This window comes from Spartinivicinus marinus (assembly GCF_026309355.1).
Lineage (GTDB): Bacteria > Pseudomonadota > Gammaproteobacteria > Pseudomonadales > Zooshikellaceae > Spartinivicinus > Spartinivicinus marinus.
The window spans coordinates 1942501-1959972 of sequence record NZ_JAPJZK010000001.1 but is presented as its reverse complement, the minus strand read 5'-3'; the positions used below and the strand labels follow the sequence as shown (position 1 = coordinate 1959972).

Here is a 17472-nt window from a genome sequence, read left to right as displayed (position 1 = left end):
TAAATCAATGAAAAACCCTATGCTAGAAGTACAAAATCTGTCGGTTAATATCCAGAACAAAACCATTATTGAAAATATTACTTTTGAAGTGATGCCTGGTGAAGTGCTGGCAGTGCTGGGGCCTAATGGGGCAGGTAAAAGTACTTTATTTTCAGCGCTTACTGGAGAGCGCTTGCCAGCAACTGGACAGGTATTAATTAATCAACAGCCTTTATCTGCAATTTCAGATAATCTGAGAGCCACTCAAATAGGGGTTTTACCACAAAGTTCTGCTTTGAGTTTTGCTTTTAGTTGTTATGAAGTGGTCTCGATGGGACGAATTCCCTGGGCAACAGGCAAAGACAAAGATGCTGAGATTATTCAGCAGGCTATGGAACAGGTTGATGCTTGGCATTTGTGCGACCGTATTTATACGTCGCTATCGGGTGGGGAAAAACAGCGGATTCATTTAGCCAGAGTGATTGCACAAATCACTACCGATAATCAGCAAGCTCCTAGATTGCTGTTGTTAGATGAACCGACCTCTGCACTAGATCCCTCCCACCAACATTTAACACTCCAGCTAGCCAGGCAATTAACTGCAAGTAATACGGCAGTATTGGTGATTCTTCATGATTTTAATTTAGCAGCCCGCTATGCTGACAAGATAATGGTGATAAAAGAAGGCAAACAAGTTGTTCTAGGCGAACCGCCAGAAGTATTAAAGCCAGGCTTAATTAAAGAAGTTTTTGATATTGAGAGCCAAATAATTAACCACCCTACTTATCAAGTACCTGTTGTGTTGTTGGGGTAAAGAGGAAGTATTATAAGATTAGTGTTTGAATGGGATAACTGTGGAAACTGTGTGTAAGGCTACATGAACGATACAGAGCACGCAGTAAATCCACCCCTGGATGCTCTAATCGGCATTCATGTCTCATAAGACTCTGTATCATCCATCTAGCCTTAGCATATTCGCAGTTTGCTAGCTATATAGAAGGGTTTTGATAGTGAGTAAACTACTAAAATTGTCTTGGTTATTTTGCTTTTATAGTGTCATTTCTGGCTGTGCGGCAACTGTCGAAAAGCAATCTGAAAAGCCTATTTGGCAACAACAAAATTCACAGCTGATTACAGAAGCAGACCTATTAAAAAAACTGCCTGAAGTTGATGTTTTGTATTTAGGTGAAGCGCATGATAACCCCGTTCATCATCAGCATCAGTTAGCCATACTTGAGTATTTGCAGGCAAAAGGGGAGTTGGCCGGAGTGGTAATGGAAATGCTTAACTCTGATCAGCAAGCAAAAATCGATGGGGCTTATGGCAAAGTCAATTCACAAACAGAACTATATAACTGGTTAGAGTGGCAACAGATAAAAGGCTGGCAGTGGGATTTTTATGGGCCAATGATGTGGCTGGCTATTAAAAATAATATACCACTCAAGGCGGGTAATATTACCAGGAAGCAAATAATGGCGTTATATCACAGTTCTACTAAGCCTAAAGCAGAAGGCCCGTACATTGGTGCTATTAGAGAACCCTTAGCGAAGAGAATAGAAGAAGCTCACTGCAATAAAATAGATCAGAAGTCTTTGGTTGCAATGGTGAATATTCAACAAGCTCGAGATAAGAAGCTGGCTGAAGAGGCTGTTAAACTCAGCGATGGTATGAAAAGTGGAGTGAAAGTAATAATCACTGGCTCATTTCATGCCAGGAAAGACGTAGGCTCCCCCCAATTTGTTCAGTGGCTTGCCCCAAATGTAAACGTGGCTAGTGTAATATTTATTGAAGCAAATGAAGAGCAGCTGCCAGAGGTCAGCAATAATAAACGGAGTACAAGTGCACCTTGGTATAAAGGAGTAGAACCGTGGGGAGACTGGCTATGGCGCACGCCAAAAGCAGATACTAATCGTCCTGACTGTGGCTAACCTCATTGTTAAAAAACTTATTCTCTCCACATAGGATAAAAGAGAGTGAAAGATAGGGGTTGTAATTTTTTAAAAGTTTAGTAATATAGCGCGCCCATCAAGGGTCGTTAGCTCAGTTGGTAGAGCAGTTGGCTTTTAACCAATTGGTCGCTGGTTCGAGTCCAGCACGACCCACCATTTTTCTCCCATCTTGTTTTATTCTAAATTACGCCTGGTCAACACCTTTTTGTATTCACAGCTTAACCTAAGTTTATTCGGTACTAACTTTGTGTAAATGCTAGTTGATGGAAGCTTGTTCAGAAGCGTGGTTATACCAGTAATTAGCTAACTGCTGATTGTGACTTACCCCTCGGCCTTGCTGGTACATTTCTGCGAGTTTTAGCTGAGCTGTTTTCACTCCTTGCTTGGCTGCTTCCCAATACCACATGGCAGCCCTAGTTTGATCCTTCGCAATTCCATTACCCAGCTCATAATGCATACCAAGCTGCCATTGGGCAATCCTATCTCCATTATTGGCAGCATGGCTCAGCCAGAATACACCTTCATGTAAATTGAATAGCTGGCTTTGATTACTCAGAAAAACATCGCTCAGCTGCTTATAAGCGCTAGCGTCACCTTTATAAGCAGCCTCTTTTAACCATAACACTGCTTGGTCTTGGTTAAATAATCTACTTTCAGGTTCTAGCATTAGCTCTGCTGCTCTAACCATGGCAATTTTACTTCCTTGCTTGGCTGCTTGCTCAAACCAGTAAAGTGACTGGCTGTGTTGGTCTTCAAATTGTTGATAATAAGAGCCTAATACTAACTGGGCATTGACGTGATTTTGTAGTGCCGCCTGGCTGACTAGGTAAATACCACGTTTGCTGTCTTTGGGTACTTTTTCGCCTTGTATCAGCAAAATACCAAGGCGGTATTGTGCATACTTGTTGCCTTTTTTAATGGCACGTTGATACCAATATGTAGCTTTTTTAGGATTTTGGGCTACACCATCGCCGATTAAGTAAGCTTTGGCTAGGTTATTTAAGGCGGCAGGATGATCTTTTTTGGCTGCTTTTTTATACCATTGTGCTGCAACTGTTTTATCTTGCTTTACACCAAGGCCAGTTGCGTACATATAACCTAGGTTATTTTCGGCTGCAGCATGACCTAATTGAGCTGCAGTCTGATAATAGCTAAGGGCTTGTGTCAGATTTTTATCAACGCCTTGGCCAAGCTGGTGCATCATGCCTAGGTTATTTATCGCCTTGGGGTATTTTTTAGCAGCTGCTTGATTAAACCAGTAAAGGGCTTGGTTATAATCTTTTTGTAGTATATTGCCGAACCAATACCACTCACCTAATAAAACCTGGCTTTCAGCCAAGCCTTGTTGAGCTGACTGCCTAAGCATTGATACCGCTTTTGCCGTATTGTGTGGAGCAATACAGCGGGCAGATTCATACTGCCCTTCTAGTGCTGCCAGTTCGGCTGACTTTTGAAACCAATCGCAGGCTGTTTGAGGGTGCTGGTCAGCTTGATAAAACTGGCCAATTAGATAGTACACAAAGCCAAGAGATTTTTTGTGAACGGGTTTTATTTGTGAAACTTGTTTGATGTGCTGTGTAGACTGCTTCTGTTGGCTAATTGTCGAGACAGACTGGTTCAGTTTGGTAAGCGAACTGGAGCTAGCAGCTACATGTCCCGCCAGACTTAATGTAAATAAGCCTATAAAAAGACGACTAGTTCCCTTTTTGGTGTTTATCATTGGTGCCCTGCTAGCTAAATAGCGACATAAGATATAACTAAAAAAGTCACACTACAAAAACAGACGACTTGTTTATTATTTAACCTATTTTAAACATATCAGTAGATTTGATTTATTTCAGTGAAATTAAGCATTTGATTAAGAAATTAATGCACCTATGTGAATATTCATTATAAAAGGTGACGTAGGTCGTAAATAATCTGTGATTAATTAGATGAGGAAGGGAATTGAAAAGTCACGGCACAAAAAAAAGGCTACCAAAAGGTAGCCTTAGAACCGTGATTAGCCTGATGAGGAGATAACCTGTAAAAAAGCTGTTTAACTGCCAGGTAAACGTCTTACAGTTGTTATCAGAGTTGCCTGTGGCAACTGTTAAACAGAATAGGAAAGTAGCTTATAAATGTCAACACAAATGATAATTATTTTTATTTGCATATTGAGAGTGAGAGAAGTTAGTGCATTAAAAAGCTGAATGACAGGCAAAAAAAAGCCACTCTCAATAGAGTGGCAAAAGTCTGTGATTAGCCTGATGAGGAGATAACCTGTATATAGCAACTTCCTACAGAAGAGGTATCGACAGATTAAATCTGTTGTGCAACGACAACAATGCAAATGATAATTGTTATCATTTGCATTGTCAATATCTATTTTAAATATTTCCCTGCCGCAAAGAATTATTGTGTATGTAAGAAGGTTGTGTCTGTCTAACGCTTAATGATTAGCTCATTATCCCAACCGAGCTGGCAGAGTCATTTGAGTCTGGTGAAACTAGTTTTTGGTTGAGTGCGTTGATTCGCCTGGCCATATTTTCCATCAGGTTAAGGCAAACCCTGGGATGAGTTTGAATGAGGTTAATAAACTGGTCTTTAGGTACGGCCGTTAGGGTGCAGTCATCTTTGGCGATCACAGTTGCTGAGCGTTTTTCTTGAGTAAACATAGCCATGGCACCAAAGATCTCATCCTGATAAATGTTGCCTACTTTTACTCCACGTACATAAACTTCGGCGCGTCCTGTCATCAAGATAAAAACGTGGTCGGCTTGCTCACCTTCACTAATAATAGTGTCTCCTGCTTTTGCTTGGAGAAAACCAGTTGCAGGTTTATCACTATATGGGGTGAGTCGAGATAACCCATCAGCTAATACAGCTGCATAACCAACCAGATATTTAGTAAGCAAAGTCTGTCTGGCTGGGTCGGCCTGAATGTGTTCAAAAAAAGCCTTGCGATCATAAGGAATCAGCTCAATAGGGTCTTTACTGCTGTATTTACATTTTGGCAGGTTAAAGCCTTGTCTTAACCCGACGATGTCACCCTCTTGCATGTAAAAAACTTCACGCTGATTAATCGAACCTGCGAGCTTTCCCTCGCAAATTAAAAAAACTTGGTCAGGATCATGCTGAGTATAAAGGTCAGCAACGGAGTCTAAATAGATATTGGCTGCCTCGCTGGGCAGTCCATTAACAAGCTGGGCAGGGATTAGCTGCAGCTCTGAAATGACTTCACTGATATAGGGGAATTGCTCTCCCACCAAGTACATGGTTGTAGCCTTAAATTAACAATAAGCCATGTTTACTGGCTGACTGCACTGGGTTCTTTGGCCTCTGCTTCCCGTATCAACCTTTCTTTTAATGACGGGTCAAGCTGGTTCCAGTGCGCATTGAGTAGAGCACCTTCTAGTGCATATAACAACACTTTAGATACTTTGAATCCGCGTGTTTTAATTTTGCAATAGGCTTCCACGGCACCAATTTGCTCTAGTGTTTCGCGGTCTCTAATGCCAACGGCATTAAGCCATTGAACGGATGTTTTCCCTAGGTTTTTCAGCTCGATTAAATCTGTTGCCATCTTCGAGTCCTTGCCCTCTGAAAATACCAAGTTGCTCAGGTGACAACAAAACTTCATATCATTCATCATCGAGTTTGCCACCTTGATATAAATAATAGCTGATTATTGTGCCTTGTATGATAATTGATCAGAAACTCGGCTAAATTTTTATTGTATGGTCTGGGCATCGCTTGATGTGACTCAGTTACATATCAGTGTAAACCTGTTGAGTTTTCAGCCTTGGTCTTTTTTGATAGCCAGTCTAAAAGCCTCTCTAAGAGGACTACCACTAGTTGCCGTACACTTAAAAAGTGAGAAATTTCCCTCAAATTGTTGGTTTGCTCTGAAAATCAGCAGCCTAATCGAATACACTTTAGCCAACTATTTTGTAAGACAACTGACGCAAGAAAAATATAAGTGCTTCGCTTTGAAGTAGTGAGTAGCCAGGGTGTTATGTGAACCAAACATATCATGTAAGTAACAAACCTTATTATCAGCATAACTAGACTCGTTTATTGTGCTGACAAATTAGCCAGTAAAGTATCTGAGCTATCGAAAAGCTTCTAAGCATTAATATCTGATTGCAGTCTGACGGTCTTTAGGAAAAAACATAAACACATGACTGAACGTATTCGCACTGGCAGGCAGCCAGCCAACAAAAGTAAGAAGTCAAATGGAAAGGCCAAAAAAGGAGGCTTTTGGAAGAAGCTATTTAAGCTAACAGCTGTGTTGTTAGTCATTGGTGGTGTTCTATTTGCCGGTTATGCCAGCAAGCTAGATATTGAAGTAACAGACAGGTTTGAAGGCAAAAAGTGGGCAATTCCTGCAAAAGTCTATGCTCAGCCATTGGAGTTATTCTCCACTAGAAGAATTAACGCGAAGCAGCTGACGCAACAGCTGGATCAGCTTGGTTATCAGCCTGTTAGCTATGTTGAGCGTGCGGGACAGTTCCATCAAAAAGGCAATACAGTCACTGTAAAAACCAGAGGGTTTCAGTTTGATGATGGCTATGAAGAGTCAGCTCTGCTAAAAATTACTTTTCAAAATAAACAAATTAAAAAGGTAGTAGATCAAACGGGCCAAGAAGCTTTAGCACGCCTAGAGCCACAGTTAATTGGTGGCATTTACCCTGCCTCAAATGAAGACCGCTTGTTAACCAAATTGGATCAGTTACCTGAAACTTTTATTCCTACTTTATTAGCGGTAGAAGACAGAAATTATTATGACCATTGGGGCGTGTCACCCAAGTCAATTATTAGAGCATTTTATATCAATTTTAAAACAGGAAGAGCTGTTCAAGGTGGATCAACTTTAACTCAACAGTTAGTAAAAAATTTATATTTGTCGAATGAGCGTAGCCTGAAAAGAAAAGCCAATGAAGCTATTATGGCTGGTTTATTAGATTTTCATTACGACAAAGATGAAATACTCGAAACTTATATCAACGAAGTGTTTTTAGGTCAGCAAGGTAATCGCGCTATTCATGGATTTGGCTTAGCCAGCCAGTTTTTTTTCGGTCAGCCTATTAATGAGCTGTCAGTTGAGAAGGTTGCTCTGTTAGTTGGCATGATTAAAGGTCCTTCTCAATACAACCCCCGCCGTAAACCTAAAAATGCCCTTAAGCGTCGTAACCTGGTGCTAAAAGTAATGGCGCAACAAGGGGTAATTACTGAGCAGGAAGCAAACCAGGCTAAGCAGAAACCTTTAGGCGTGGTGAAGCATAGCAAGGTACAAATGAACCACTATTATGCTTACCTTGACCTGGTTAAAAGACAGTTAAAGCGTGACTATGATGAAGATAACCTAACTTCTCAAGGGCTGAGAATCTTTACAAACCTCGACCCTATCGTTCAGCAGCAAGCTCAAAAAAGCCTGACTGAAACCCTGAAAAAAATCAGAAAATCTAATGAAAAGCATAAAGCGTTACAAGGTGCTATGGTGGTTACAGCACCAGGTAGCGGTGATGTGCTGGCAGTAATTGGTGATCGTAAGGCAGGTTATACAGGATTTAACCGAGCAGTAGATGCCCAGCGCCATATTGGCTCTTTAATTAAGCCAGTAGTGTTCTTATCTGCGCTGACACAACCTGAACAGTATACTTTGGCTACTTTTGTGGATGACAGCAAAGTCAGCATTAAAACTCAGGATGGTCAGTTGTGGGAGCCAAACAACTTTGATCATAAAAGCCATGGTGCAGTGCCCTTACATGAGGCTTTGGCTAAATCCTATAACTTGGCAACAGCGAATATAGGGCTGACTGTAGGCGTGGAAAAAATACTACAGTTACTTAAAATAATGGGGGCTGATCAGGAGTTTCCTGCCTATCCCTCTTCACTGTTAGGTGCTGTAGCCATGTCGCCTGTGGATGTAGCTACTGTTTATCAAACTCTAGCAGGGGGGGGCTTTAAAGTACCACTCAGGACGATACGAGCTGTTTTGGATGCTGAAGGCAAACCACTGCAGCGTTACCCGCTGGCTATACAGCAAGTTATTCCTAGTGAATATGTACACCTACTACAATATGCAATGCAAGAGGTTATGCGAGAGGGAACTGGTAGAAGAGCCTACCGGTTGTTAAACAACAAAGTGCGTGTTGCAGGTAAAACTGGCACCAGTAATGAGCAAAGAGATAGTTGGTTTGCTGGCTATTCTGAGGACTACTTAGCAGTTGTCTGGATGGGGCATGATGATAATAAACCAACACCAGTAACAGGTAGTAGTGGTGCATTAAGGGTTTGGACAGACTTTATGTTTAATGTAAACCCTAAGTCACTGCGACCAAAAGTGCCTGACCAGGTTCGTTATGTATGGGTAGATGAAATTAGTGGCATGCTTGCCAATGAGTCTTGTGCAGGTGCACGTTACTTACCATTTATTAAAGGCTCTGAGCCTCAGGAAGAATCTTCCTGCATTATTCGTCACCAACCTCAAAGGAGAGGGTCTAAGGTGGTAGATTGGTTCAGAACTCTGTTTCGCTAGTCGGGGGCAATGATAGTGTTTCAACAAACAAGCATATTTCAGTTTCAGCTTAAAACATCGTGGTTTAAACCAGCAATTATTGGCGGAATGCTGGCTGTATTAACTGGCTGTGTACAGCACGCATATATTCCATCATCACAAGACCCTGGTCGGGATATGCGGCCTGAAGTGGTGGATGTTGCTCCGGCCCCTGCTGCTCGTCCTGAATATCGTCAGCCTCAGGTAGTGACTCAACCTCGCCAAGAAAATCAAGATCAATATGCTTATGTAACACCTGATTACCCAGACTCTGGAGTGAGCAACAATCCCGCTGCTCGTCGATTAATTGATCGGGCTCTAGAGCAGCGTGCTAGTGGTGATTTAGAAGCAGCTGCAGCCACTTTAGAAAGAGCGCTGCGAGTTGCACCAAATGATCCAGAAGTCTATTACGAGTTAGCGTCAATTCGGCTTAGCCAGCAAAATTATGCACAAGCAGAGCAGCTAGCTCGTCGTGGCTTATCCTTAACCCGTGATCCTGGGATGAGAGCCAGGCTGCAATCTATAATCGATCAAAGTGCAGTTGGCCGGGGATAGGTTGAATACTTGATTAGTTATTTAAAAATAAAGTTAAATTTCTAGCAAAAATGCCCGGAAACGTTGGTGTCAGGTGAAATATTCGGGCTAGCTTTTAATTGTCATCAAATGGACAAGCTCGTTAAACTAGTGTTACATCCTTTCCAGAACACAACACAAGCATTACTGAATCAAACTTAACGAGCGCTTGTCTTTTTATGAGTACTGATCACATATCTGCGTTATTAATTGAGCTGGAGCAAGAGCTTCAACACCTGAGTATGTGGGAGTCTATCCCCCCTTCTGTAGATGCTTTAGCAAGTACTGAGCCTTTTTGTATTGACACCTTGGCATTGAATCAGTGGTTGCAGTGGATTTTTATTCCTCGCCTTCGTGCTTTAATTGAAGGTGGTCTTCCTTTACCCTTAAACTGTAGTATTCTACCTATCGCTGAAGAGTTCTGTAGTCAGCAGTCCGATGATTGTGCAAAGCTACTGATCATAGTTACAAAAATTGATCAATATCTTTCTTAAGTTTCTACAACAACTACATTTCTACAACAAGAATGCCTTTATAAAAGCAATGCGTACGGTGAGATTGTTTCAGCTAGTTTTTCTATTGTTGGTTTTATCTGGATGTCAGACGATATACCGGAAGCCAATGCTTATTGCTCCAACTATGTTGCTGGATAAAGTGAGAATTCGTAATTACCTTTCTCAATGCTTAACAATAAAACCCTTGGGGGTGAGACATACACCTGAAAGTGTTGTGTTAATTACTGAGATGGTTGCTTCTCAGGATATTAGCCAATGTCAGTGCAAGTCTGTTTTTGTTGAATATCAGGTTGAGGAAAGACTGTTTAATACAGGAAATGCTCATGGTAAGGCGACGCAGATTAACTGGGGGCAGGGTTACTTTATTGCACCTGTACCAAAGTTTCAGCTTAAGCCGCAACTAATCACTTTAAAACATGATACTGCACTACAGTACCAAGGGCCTTTAATCGTTAGCTTACGTTGTAAAGATGAGTGATTAATTTTAGGGTAAGGGTAGTTGCCCAGCATATAACTTAGCTGGGCAATATAATCGAAGCTTAGTTACACCATTCTTTGATGGCTTCATAAGCTCTTTTCAGTTGCTCCTCTTTCTCCTCTTGGCTGAGAACTTTTACTGAGCCATCTTCCATAGTCATCCTGACCCGGTTTTTGATAGTTAGTTGAATTTTATTTTGCTTAGCCTGCTTGCAGTGTTCATCTTTTTCTTTTTTGGCTTTGGCTAAGTCTTTTTCAAACTCTTCCTTCTCTGTTTGCTCTTTCTGTTTGGCTGCTTCTGTATCTTTAATCGTTTTCAGTTGCTTCTCTCCAGCCTCTTGGCTGGAAGGTTTTTGGGCTCGAGTATTGACAACTTTACCTTGGCCTTGCTTAGGAGGCTCAGTGCTGTAATGGGTAACGCCATTTTCGTCTACCCACTTATAGAATTTGCCCGCAATTAGGTTGGTAGAGATTAAAATTAAGCTGGTGAGCAGGAATAGCTTTTTCATGAGTGTTCCCAAACGTTCTGTTATCTTCAATAACACCACAGTTTAGTGGTCACATGAATATATATGTAACTTGTTATGATAAGTAGAGATGTGACATCTCTATCCTTAGTTTTGTTATACATATCACTAAATAAAAGTGAGGTGAAATAATATTTACGATTTAAGCACTTTGCTTGGAGCTTATACCCTTATTGAGTGCAACCCTAAGTTATTCAGCAATATTCTTACCATTGTAGACGACGTGGCAGGTCCTTGACTTCTGTCGCTAAACTGTCAAGAATTACCGGTCTTATTTTTGGATGTTTACTGCGTAAATCGCCATCCACTCTGTACTGAAATTTACACCTTAATTTTCAGTCTTTTCCCAAAGACGCGTTACCTCGCGCTGGGTCGGCTCGCTTGTACAATGTTGTGGGCCTGACAATCTGGCAGTTTCGTTAGGCGGCTGAGCAATGCTTAGCGAAGCGAGGTAGTGGTGTATCTCTTATTATAAGAGCTAATGTGGCTCTTCTCTTTAATTCAACTAGATTGACCACTAGCTTAAAATTAGCAAGTCACGCCCCCGTCATTAGTGTTTGGTCAGATATAACCGTTTGGCAAGCATTGGCAGAGCTGTTCATCTTGCTAATCAGATAGGTTTATGTTGCTCTATAGCTAATGGATATAATCTGTTAGATCGTTAAACTAATTTGTTATGTAGTGATGCTCTAGAGGGTTCATCAAGTGGAACTATTATCGGGTGCTGAAATGGTAATCCGCTCATTAGCGGATGAAGGGGTTGAGTATATATATGGTTATCCCGGCGGTGCACTGCTTCATGTCTATGATGCGCTGTTTCGCCAGGACCGAGTCACCCATATTCTCGTGCGCCATGAACAAGCAGCAACCCATATGGCTGATGGTTATGCACGAGCGTCGGGTAAACCTGGGGTAGCACTTGTTACATCTGGGCCAGGAGCAACAAACACAATTACAGGTATTGCCACTGCTTATATGGACTCTATTCCAATGGTGGTTATTTCTGGGCAGGTACCATCAGATTTTATTGGCACGGACATGTTTCAGGAAACTGATATGGTGGGAATTTCTCGGCCAATCGTTAAGCACAGCTTTTTGGTTAAGCGAGCCGAAGATATTCCAATGACCATTAAAAAGGCATTTCATATTGCTCAGTCTGGTCGCCCCGGTCCTGTGGTAGTGGATATCCCTAAAGATATCACTAACCCTAGTGATAAGTTTGAATATGTATACCCTAAAAAGATCAAGCTTCGCTCTTATAATCCTCCGCAAAAAGGCCACTCAGGGCAAATTCGCAAAGCGCTTGATCTACTGATGCAGGCAAAGCGACCCATTATTTATAGTGGTGGTGGAGTTATTTTAGGGCAGGCTGCAGAGGTGCTGACAGAGTTAGCACAAAAGCTAAATTTCCCTGTTACCAACACTTTAATGGGATTAGGGGGTTATCCAGGTTCTGATCGCCAGTTTTTAGGGATGCTAGGAATGCACGGCAGTTATGCCGCTAACCTGGCAATGCACCATGCTGATGTGATTTTGGCGGTAGGGGCTCGTTTTGATGATAGGGTGACAAATGGTGTCGCTAAGTTTTGCCCAACAGCCAAAATTGTTCATATCGATATTGATCCAGCCAGTATTTCTAAAAATATTCGCGCTGATGTGCCTATTGTTGGCCCAGTTAAAGCGGTTCTGAATGAGATGCTGGGTGCGGTTAAAGATAGTAAGCGGGAAGCTGACAAAGAGGCCATTAATAGTTGGTGGAAACAAGTAGATGAATGGCGTAGCTCAAAAGGCACCTTCCCTTATGACCGAGGTGATGGTGGCATTATTAAACCTCAGGCGGTGATTGAAGCCTTATATGAAACGACCAAAGGCGATGCATTTGTAACTTCAGATGTGGGGCAGCATCAAATGTTTGCGGCGCAATATTATAAATTTGATAAGCCTAATCGTTGGATTAACTCAGGTGGCTTAGGCACTATGGGCTTTGGTTTTCCTGCTGCAATGGGGGTGAAGCTACATTATCCCGATCATGACGTTGCTTGTGTAACGGGAGAGGGTAGTATTCAGATGAATATTCAGGAGCTATCCACCTGCTTGCAATATGACCTGCCGATAAAAATTATTACCTTGAATAACCAAGCGCTAGGTATGGTACGGCAGTGGCAAGATATGCAATACGACAGTCGTTACTCTCACTCTTATATGGAATCACTTCCTGACTTTAAGCGACTGGTTGAGGCTTATGGGCATGTGGGAATAACAGTCGAAAAGCCAGATGACCTGAAAGGGGCAATGGAAGAAGCCTTTGCCCTGAAAGATCGGTTGGTATTTTTAGATGTAAAAGTTGATCCTAATGAGCATGTTTATCCCATGCAAATTAAAGATGGCTCAATGCGTGATATGTGGTTAAGTAAAACGGAGCGTACCTAATGCGTCGTCATATCATTTCAGTATTAATGGAAAACGAGCCCGGTGCGTTGTCTCGGGTAGTTGGGCTATTTGCTCAGCGTAACTACAATATTGAGTCATTAAATGTGGCGCCAACCGATGATCCTACATTGTCTCGACTTACGCTGACCACTATTGGTGCTGACGATAAAATCGAGCAAATTACCAAACAGCTAAACAAACTAATTGATGTGGTTAAGCTGGTTGATTTATCTGAGGGGTCTCATATTGAGCGTGAGCTGATGTTTCTGAAAGTAAAAGTGTCTGGTGCTCAGCGAGCAGAAATAAAGCGAACAACAGATATTTTTCGTGGCCAGATTGTGGATGTCACCAGCTCAACTTATGTTATTCAGCTAACGGGTGATAGCGATAAACTGGATGCTTTTATTCAGGCTGTTGCGCCTGTGTCTGTTTTAGAGGTTGTGCGGACGGGTGTGTCTGGAATTGCGAGAGGGGAAAAAGTACTTAGCTTGTAATTATAGAATTAACTGAAAACAAAAAAAGCCTGGTTGTTATACCAGGCTTTTTTTTGTGGTGAAAAAGTGAAACTAAATAATCCGCTTCATATCAGTCATATGCCCACGCAACTCATAACCGATTAACTCAACGGTATGGTCACGAATAGCATCGTTAACTTCAACTAAGCGAGCATTATCAACACTGTTTGATTTAACAGTTAAGCCTTTACCAATGACATCTGTGCCAATTTTAGCCATAAAGTCTTTTAATAATGGCACGCAAGCATGGGCAAATAAATAGCAGCCATATTCTGCAGTATCAGAAATAACCACGTTCATTTCATACAGCTTACGACGAGCAATAGTGTTAGCTATTAGTGGCGTTTCGTGTAGTGATTCGTAGTAAGCAGATTCTTCGATAATGCCAGAACTGCACATTACTTCGAAAGCTAGTTCAACACCTGCTTTAACCATCGCAACCATTAAAATACCGTGGTCGAAGTATTCTTGCTCGTCAATTTCTGCTGATGAAGTTGCTTTTTCGAATGCTGTTTCGGCCGTTTCGGCACGCCAGGTCAGCAGGTTTTTGTCATCGTTGGCCCAGTCTTCCATCATGGTTTTAGAAAACTCGCCTGTAATGATATCGTCCATGTGCTTTTCAAACAGCGGACGCATGATGCCTTTTAATTCTTCAGATAGATCAAACGCTTTAATTTTTGCAGGGTTTGATAAGCGGTCCATCATGTTGCTGATACCGCCGATTTTTAATGCTTCAGTGATTACTTCCCAGCCTTGCTGAATTAGCTTGGACGCATATCCAGCATCGATACCATCAGCAACCATTTTTTCAAAGCATAAAATAGAGCCTGTTTGTAATACGCCGCACAAGATGGTTTGCTCACCCATTAAGTCAGATTTTACTTCAGCGATAAATGAAGACTCTAATACCCCAGCAAGGTGGCTACCTAAACCTGCTGCATAAGCTTTGGCCTGCTCTAAGCCTTCGCCATTAGGGTCGTTTTCACGGTGTACAGCAATTAAGGTAGGTACACCAAAGCCACGTTTGTACTCTTCTCTTACTTCTGTGCCAGGGCATTTAGGTGCAACCATGATAACGGTGATGTCATCACGAATTTTCATACCTTCTTCAACAATGTTGAAACCGTGGGAGTAAGACAAGGTAGCGCCTTTTTTCATTAAAGGCATAACTTGCTCAACAACGGATGAGTGTTGCTTATCTGGAGTTAAATTACTGACTAAATCCGCTTGAGGAATTAACTCTTCGTAAGTGCCAACAGTGAACCCATTGTCAGTAGCATTTTTCCAGGACTGGCGTTTTTCTTTGATGGCTGACTCACGCAAAGCATAAGATACATCTAAGCCGCTATCTTTTAAATTTAAGCCTTGGTTTAAGCCTTGAGCACCACAGCCAACAATAACGATTTTTTTGCCTTTTAGGGCTTCGACACCCGCGTCAAACTCTGCGCGGTCCATAAAACGGCACTTGCTCAGCTCTTCTAACTGGATGCGCAATGGCAGTGAGTTGAAGTAATTCATCTGTAGCTCCTTAAAGATTTTTTGCCAGCATGGGCTGCAAGGGAGGTGGCCATGAAGGCAGCTAGGAGAGGCCCTAGTTTGTACTCGGTTTGTGGGTGAAAAAATGGCCTGGCAGCAATAGCCGCCAGGGAGACTTTATTATTGATCACAAGTTTCAACTTTAATATGTATTTGTATGCTGAACCAAGAGATCTTTATAGACACTCCACTTTGTAGTGACAAGAAAGATAGCCTATTCTCAGTGTTGCGTAAAATGATATGTTTCGAATACTGTATTGCATAATATGAAACATACTTGGGTGAAAGTGGTATGGACTATCAAGGGTTAAAGTTGTTTCTGCATCTGGCGTCTACTTTGCACTTTGGGCAAACCAGTGAAGCTTGCTTTATCAGCCCCTCCACATTAAGTCGTCATATAAAACGGCTAGAAGAGGAAGTAGGGAAGCCGTTGTTTGAGCGAGACAAAAGAAAGGTCAGCCTAACTCGAGCAGGTGAGTTGTTTCGACAATATGCATCGGAAACACTTGCCAATTGGAACCGTTTTCAGGAAACCCTGCAGGAAGAGACAACTTTATTAAGTGGTGAAATCAGTATGTACTGCTCAGTCACTGCAAGCTATAGCTTTTTATCTGATTTGCTAGTGACTTACCGGCAGCGTCAGCCTAGCGTGGAAGTAAAGCTGCATACTGGTGATGCAGCTTACTCTATTCCGAAAGTAGTGGCAGGTGAGGAGGATATAGTTATTGCGGCTAAGCCGGACCACTTGCCTGCTAGTTTAAGCTTTAAGCCTATAGCAACATCAGGCCTAGTTTTTATTGCACCAACGGTAAGTTGTTTGGCAAGAGAGTTTGTTGATGCTGAGATGATAGACTGGGAAAAAGTCCCGATTATTCAAGCAGAGCAGGGCCTAATCAAACAAAGGCTGCAATTGTGGTTTCGTCAGCAAGGTATTAAGCCTAATGTCTATACATCGGTTGCAGGGCATGAAGCAATAGTCAGCATGGTGAGTCTGGGGTTTGGGGTGGGGATTGTGCCTGAGCTGGTGCTGCTTAATAGCCCATTAGCAAATAAAATACAGCAATTAACAGTAGACCCTGTCTTGCAGCCGTTTACTATCGGTTTGTGTATACAAACCCGACGTTTACAAAATCCACTGGTCAAAACCTTTTGGGATACTGCTAAAGTGCTTGGCTAGCCTCTGTGGTCTGATGAAATCTTTGGGTTAATCACGCAATTTAATTCGGGTTTGATATAATGCCAGAACCGTTTGTTTTTTGGACAATTACTCTATGAGTCAAGAGAAAGACAATTCAGTGGCGGATGATACCGAAGATCAATTGCCACAAACTATATTACCCATCGACGAGCATGTTGAAGAAGTTGCTGAAAATGGTAGAAAGGTAAGGCGGAAAGGGGTTTATCTGTTACCTAATCTGTTTACCACTACAGCATTATTTTGTGGCTTTTATGCCATTGTTAGCTCAATGAATCAGATGTTTGAGCAAGCTGCAATCGCTATTTTTGTGGCGATGATTTTTGATGGGCTTGATGGTCGTGTGGCACGGATGACTAATACTCAAAGTGCATTTGGTGCAGAGTACGACAGTTTGTCTGATATGGTGGCCTTTGGTGCGGCGCCAGCTTTGGTGTGTTTTAACTGGAATCTAACCAGCTTAGGTAAGGTCGGCTGGATGGTGTCTTTTATTTATGTTGCTTGTGTAGCCCTACGTTTAGCACGCTTTAATACGCAAATTGAAACAGCGGATAAACGCTATTTTACTGGCCTACCTTGCCCGTCGGCTGCAGCAGTAGTTGCTGCTATGGTTTGGGCGCTTAGTCTGGCTGATTTAGCCTCTAACGGGCTTGTGACCATATTTACTGCAGGGGTTATGGCATTAACAGGGATTTTGATGGTTAGTAACGTTCGTTACCACAGTTTTAAGGATTTAGAGTTTAAAGGTCGAGTGCCATTTGTTGCAATTATTGCAATTGTGCTGGTATTCGCTGTTGTGTTCACTAATCCACCCTGGGTATTGATGGTGGTATTTTTGCTCTATGCCGCTTCTGGTCCTGTTCTGGCTGTATGGCGATTTAAACAAAAGCGTGTAGCCGCTGCACAAGGGAAATAAATTTCCCAATTACACTGTCTATATTGTTAAGAATGAGTTTTAGCTCAAGGCATCTCTGGTTTTTGTAGTTAATGGAGATGCCTTTAATTTTATAGGCAGTGCCTTTATGTTGATCAAAAAGCCCAGTGATATCAAAAGCTATGAAATAACCCCTGAATCTGCTTACTTTAATCGTCGGCAGTTTATGAAACGATTAGGGCAGGCCGCAATGCTGACAGCTGGCTCTGGGTGGCTGACCGCTTGTGTTGAAGAAAATGGTAGTGCTCAAGCTCAGTCAGTAGCAAAAGCAAAGCCTGTTAGCTTGGTTTCTACGGAAGGT

General features: G+C 42.1%; 16 protein-coding genes and 1 tRNA gene (1 of these 17 only partly in view). 12 read left to right on the top strand and 5 right to left on the bottom strand.

Annotated elements, in window-relative coordinates; all coding sequences use genetic code 11:
* Positions 1-7: 7 nt before the first annotated feature.
* The 3 genes from OQE68_RS08910 to OQE68_RS08900 all read left to right on the top strand — a co-directional run bounded on the left by OQE68_RS08910 (position 8) and on the right by OQE68_RS08900 (position 2084).
* The gene (locus OQE68_RS08910) at positions 8-793 is read left to right on the top strand and encodes a heme ABC transporter ATP-binding protein (protein ID WP_219340077.1); all 786 of its coding nucleotides are present in this window, start codon (positions 8-10) and stop codon (positions 791-793) included.
* A gap of 196 nt (positions 794-989) precedes the next feature.
* Complete coding sequence (locus tag OQE68_RS08905; protein WP_180569342.1) at positions 990-1907, top strand: ChaN family lipoprotein; 918 nt, start codon at positions 990-992, stop codon at positions 1905-1907.
* Positions 1908-2008: 101 nt separating this feature from the next.
* Positions 2009-2084 (top strand) — tRNA-Lys (locus OQE68_RS08900).
* 100 nt (positions 2085-2184) lie between these two features.
* On the opposite strand, the gene OQE68_RS08895 is transcribed toward OQE68_RS08900, so the two are convergent.
* The 3 genes from OQE68_RS08895 to OQE68_RS08885 all read right to left on the bottom strand — a co-directional run bounded on the left by OQE68_RS08895 (position 2185) and on the right by OQE68_RS08885 (position 5493).
* Positions 2185-3648, bottom strand: coding sequence for an SEL1-like repeat protein (locus tag OQE68_RS08895; protein WP_180571910.1), 1464 nt, complete (start codon positions 3646-3648; stop codon positions 2185-2187).
* 718 nt (positions 3649-4366) lie between these two features.
* Complete coding sequence (locus tag OQE68_RS08890) at positions 4367-5185, bottom strand: Crp/Fnr family transcriptional regulator (RefSeq protein ID WP_180571307.1); 819 nt, start codon at positions 5183-5185, stop codon at positions 4367-4369.
* A 32-nt stretch (positions 5186-5217) separates the two neighbouring features.
* Positions 5218-5493 carry a TfoX/Sxy family protein gene (locus tag OQE68_RS08885; RefSeq protein WP_163835792.1) on the bottom strand — a complete coding sequence of 92 codons (276 nt, stop codon included), beginning with the start codon at positions 5491-5493 and terminating at the stop codon, positions 5218-5220.
* A gap of 597 nt (positions 5494-6090) precedes the next feature.
* Between OQE68_RS08885 and mrcB the strand changes: the two genes are divergently transcribed.
* From mrcB to OQE68_RS08865, 4 genes are all read left to right on the top strand, one after another.
* A complete protein-coding gene (gene mrcB, locus OQE68_RS08880) occupies positions 6091-8451 on the top strand; it encodes a penicillin-binding protein 1B (protein WP_180571306.1) in 2361 nt (786 codons plus the stop codon).
* A 15-nt stretch (positions 8452-8466) separates the two neighbouring features.
* Entirely contained in the window at positions 8467-9024 is a 558-nt protein-coding gene (locus tag OQE68_RS08875) for a tetratricopeptide repeat protein (protein WP_180571305.1), read from the top strand.
* Between the two features lie 197 nt (positions 9025-9221).
* A complete protein-coding gene (locus OQE68_RS08870; protein WP_180571304.1) occupies positions 9222-9536 on the top strand; it encodes a YqcC family protein in 315 nt (104 codons plus the stop codon).
* 49 nt (positions 9537-9585) lie between these two features.
* On the top strand, positions 9586-10035 hold the full coding sequence (locus OQE68_RS08865) for a DUF2195 family protein (protein ID WP_255491068.1): 450 nt from the start codon (positions 9586-9588) through the stop codon (positions 10033-10035).
* Between the two features lie 61 nt (positions 10036-10096).
* On the opposite strand, the gene OQE68_RS08860 is transcribed toward OQE68_RS08865, so the two are convergent.
* On the bottom strand, positions 10097-10543 hold the full coding sequence (locus OQE68_RS08860; RefSeq protein WP_180571302.1) for a DUF4124 domain-containing protein: 447 nt from the start codon (positions 10541-10543) through the stop codon (positions 10097-10099).
* 723 nt (positions 10544-11266) lie between these two features.
* Here OQE68_RS08860 and OQE68_RS08855 point away from each other — a divergent pair.
* Both OQE68_RS08855 and ilvN read left to right on the top strand, forming a co-directional pair.
* Positions 11267-12991 carry an acetolactate synthase 3 large subunit gene (locus OQE68_RS08855; protein WP_180571301.1) on the top strand — a complete coding sequence of 575 codons (1725 nt, stop codon included), beginning with the start codon at positions 11267-11269 and terminating at the stop codon, positions 12989-12991.
* Positions 12991-13485 carry an acetolactate synthase small subunit gene (gene ilvN, locus OQE68_RS08850; protein WP_180571300.1) on the top strand — a complete coding sequence of 165 codons (495 nt, stop codon included), beginning with the start codon at positions 12991-12993 and terminating at the stop codon, positions 13483-13485. Before OQE68_RS08855 ends, ilvN begins: the two co-directional genes overlap by 1 nt.
* A 72-nt stretch (positions 13486-13557) precedes the next feature.
* On the opposite strand, the gene ilvC is transcribed toward ilvN, so the two are convergent.
* Positions 13558-15024: a ketol-acid reductoisomerase gene (ilvC, locus tag OQE68_RS08845; RefSeq protein WP_180571299.1), complete on the bottom strand. Its 1467-nt coding sequence runs from the start codon at positions 15022-15024 to the stop codon at positions 13558-13560.
* A 310-nt stretch (positions 15025-15334) separates the two neighbouring features.
* Between ilvC and ilvY the strand changes: the two genes are divergently transcribed.
* The 3 genes from ilvY to msrP form a co-directional block, all read left to right on the top strand.
* The gene (gene ilvY, locus OQE68_RS08840) at positions 15335-16219 is read left to right on the top strand and encodes an HTH-type transcriptional activator IlvY (protein ID WP_180571298.1); all 885 of its coding nucleotides are present in this window, start codon (positions 15335-15337) and stop codon (positions 16217-16219) included.
* A 94-nt stretch (positions 16220-16313) separates the two neighbouring features.
* Positions 16314-17153, top strand: coding sequence for a CDP-diacylglycerol--serine O-phosphatidyltransferase (pssA, locus tag OQE68_RS08835; RefSeq protein ID WP_180571297.1), 840 nt, complete (start codon positions 16314-16316; stop codon positions 17151-17153).
* Between the two features lie 106 nt (positions 17154-17259).
* Positions 17260-17472 carry the 5' portion of a protein-methionine-sulfoxide reductase catalytic subunit MsrP gene (gene msrP, locus OQE68_RS08830; RefSeq protein ID WP_180571296.1) on the top strand. Its footprint extends 846 nt past the window's final position, so only the first 213 of its 1059 coding nucleotides appear in the window; its start codon is at positions 17260-17262; its stop codon lies beyond the right edge, outside the window.

Excerpts from the sequence above, each read along its gene's own strand:
- OQE68_RS08910 (WP_219340077.1), top strand. The coding sequence starts at position 8 with ATGAAAAACCCTATGCTAGAAGTACAAAATCTGTCGGTTAATATCCAG.
- OQE68_RS08895 (WP_180571910.1), bottom strand. The coding sequence starts at position 3,648 with ATGATAAACACCAAAAAGGGAACTAGTCGTCTTTTTATAGGCTTATTT.
- OQE68_RS08890 (WP_180571307.1), bottom strand. The coding sequence starts at position 5,185 with ATGTACTTGGTGGGAGAGCAATTCCCCTATATCAGTGAAGTCATTTCA.
- OQE68_RS08885 (WP_163835792.1), bottom strand. The coding sequence starts at position 5,493 with ATGGCAACAGATTTAATCGAGCTGAAAAACCTAGGGAAAACATCCGTT.
- mrcB (WP_180571306.1), top strand. The coding sequence starts at position 6,091 with ATGACTGAACGTATTCGCACTGGCAGGCAGCCAGCCAACAAAAGTAAG.
- OQE68_RS08870 (WP_180571304.1), top strand. The coding sequence starts at position 9,222 with ATGAGTACTGATCACATATCTGCGTTATTAATTGAGCTGGAGCAAGAG.
- OQE68_RS08865 (WP_255491068.1), top strand. The coding sequence starts at position 9,586 with ATGCGTACGGTGAGATTGTTTCAGCTAGTTTTTCTATTGTTGGTTTTA.
- OQE68_RS08860 (WP_180571302.1), bottom strand. The coding sequence starts at position 10,543 with ATGAAAAAGCTATTCCTGCTCACCAGCTTAATTTTAATCTCTACCAAC.
- ilvN (WP_180571300.1), top strand. The coding sequence starts at position 12,991 with ATGCGTCGTCATATCATTTCAGTATTAATGGAAAACGAGCCCGGTGCG.
- ilvC (WP_180571299.1), bottom strand. The coding sequence starts at position 15,024 with ATGAATTACTTCAACTCACTGCCATTGCGCATCCAGTTAGAAGAGCTG.
- ilvY (WP_180571298.1), top strand. The coding sequence starts at position 15,335 with ATGGACTATCAAGGGTTAAAGTTGTTTCTGCATCTGGCGTCTACTTTG.
- pssA (WP_180571297.1), top strand. The coding sequence starts at position 16,314 with ATGAGTCAAGAGAAAGACAATTCAGTGGCGGATGATACCGAAGATCAA.